Below are 1,883 nucleotides of genomic sequence, written 5' to 3'. Positions count from 1 at the left end.
CTCGGCATGGGCGGGGCAATACGACGTCAGTTCGAGCAAGTAAAACGTCGACACGAAGCCGCGTCGAAATCGTCTACTTGTTCAGCACAGCCCTAGAGAGGTTGTTCACGGTAAGAGGCGTCGGGTGTGCGTCTTCCGATGTCTCGTTGGACCGAATTGGCCCATAGTGGGAGCTTCGGCTGTGAGCTGAGCTCATCAGGGCGGCAGCGTTTGGCGTGGACCCGCAGGTCCTTTTGACAAAGGATGTCGAAGCGATGCGCATTCTTGCCTTTCAGTGGGCATCGGGGTTGCTCGTGGCGGCCGGTGTGTCGGCGCTTAGCGCTCCAATGGACGAGCCCATCAAGCCGCTCCCTTCTACGCTGAAGCAGGACCCGGCCAGAGCGGAAATTGGTCGCCTGCTCTTTCACGACGCGCGCTTATCCGCCAACGGAAAGGTTGCATGCGTTTCGTGCCATGACACGACCAAGGGCGGCAGCGACGGCCGGGACCGGTCGATCGGCTTTGGAGGGGCACTGACCGGTGTTCATGCGCCGACAGTGTTCAACGCGGCCTTCAACTTCAAGCAGTTCTGGAACGGCCGGGCCGACTCTTTGGAGGGGCAGGTCGACCTAGTCGTGCAAAACCCCGTGGAGATGGGCTCGAGGTGGGAGGCCGTCGTGGCCAAGGTCGCGGCCGACGCTAAGTACCGAGCGGCCTTCGCGGAGGCATATCCGCAAGGGGTGACTGCCGCCAACATACGGCATGCCATTGCGACCTATGAGCGCACGCTCATCACACCCAATTCGCGCTTCGACCGCTATCTCAGAGGCGATTCGGGTGCCATCACCGCTAATGAACGCGAGGGCTACGCGCGCTTCAAGCGCTATGGCTGTGTGGCCTGCCACCAAGGTGTCAATGTCGGCGGCAACATGTTCCAGAGGTTCGGCGTCATGGGGGACTATTTCGCGCGCCGCGGCAATCTAACTCCGGCTGATCTCGGGCGCTTCGAGGTCACCCACGACGAGGGTGATCGATATGTCTTCAAGGTTCCGAGTCTGCGCAACGTTGCCCTGCGACCGCCATATTTTCATGATGCATCGGCCAAGACGCTGGAGGACGCTGTTGACGTGATGTTCCGCTACCAGTTGGGCCGCGTGGCCACCCAGCAAGACAAGGCTCTGATCATCGATTTCCTGCGCACATTGAATGGCGAACTGGAGGGCAAGCCGTGAAGCGGTTGGACGCCGCCCAGGGCGCCGCATGGGTCGTGGCGGTTGCCATTGGCTTGCTTTCAGCGATCTTGATCGGCCTCTATGTCAAAGCCCGTGCCTACGATGAGGCGTCTCTCATCGAGCAAGCGGCCGTGCTGCGGCACATCAAACAGCTCGATGCGCAATGGGAGTCCGATGCGCTGAAGTCACGTGTCGGGCTCAACGACAGCTACGACCCTCTGACGGCGCCGATGGTCGAACTGCGGCAGTTGCGGCAACAACTGATCGATGTCGCGCCCGCATGGTCAAGCAACTTGAGTCGGGGCGAGCTCAAGCGTGCCAGCTCTGCCCTGCAACAGGCGCTTGACGACAAGGAGCGGCTGATCGAGCGCTTCAAATCGCATAACGCCATCCTGCGCAATTCGCTGACTTTCCTGCCCACGGCGGCCAACGACTTGCGGCTGATCTCGCGTCAAGTGGGGGATTCGGCCCCCAGGCGGCAGTTGCTTGGCGATGCCGTCGGGAACGTATTGCTCGCCACCTTGCAGTACAGCCAGGCGGCGACCAATGAACAGGCCGCCTACATCAAGGCTGAGCAGGTGTGAACGGCGGTCAGGAAGCGCGCTTATTCGGCGGTGAGGACGCGGTTTTGTCTTGAGCCCTGGGAAGGGCCAATTGCAAGTGAGGATGGGA

At 61.1% G+C, this 1,883-nt stretch carries 2 protein-coding genes; both read left to right on the top strand.

From position 1 onward, the window contains the following. The first annotated feature begins 254 nt into the window (after positions 1–254). A complete protein-coding gene (locus EV671_RS26485; RefSeq protein WP_132576888.1) occupies positions 255–1,211 on the top strand; it encodes a cytochrome-c peroxidase in 957 nt (318 codons plus the stop codon). After that, positions 1,208–1,795: a DAHL domain-containing protein gene (locus EV671_RS26480; protein ID WP_132576887.1), complete on the top strand. Its 588-nt coding sequence runs from the start codon at positions 1,208–1,210 to the stop codon at positions 1,793–1,795. Before EV671_RS26485 ends, EV671_RS26480 begins: the two co-directional genes overlap by 4 nt. The last annotated feature ends 88 nt before the right edge of the window (positions 1,796–1,883 follow it).

The sequence above is a fragment of the Roseateles saccharophilus genome, assembly GCF_004342485.1.
Lineage (GTDB): Bacteria > Pseudomonadota > Gammaproteobacteria > Burkholderiales > Burkholderiaceae_C > Pelomonas > Pelomonas saccharophila.
This window is presented reverse-complemented; position numbering and strand designations above follow the sequence as displayed.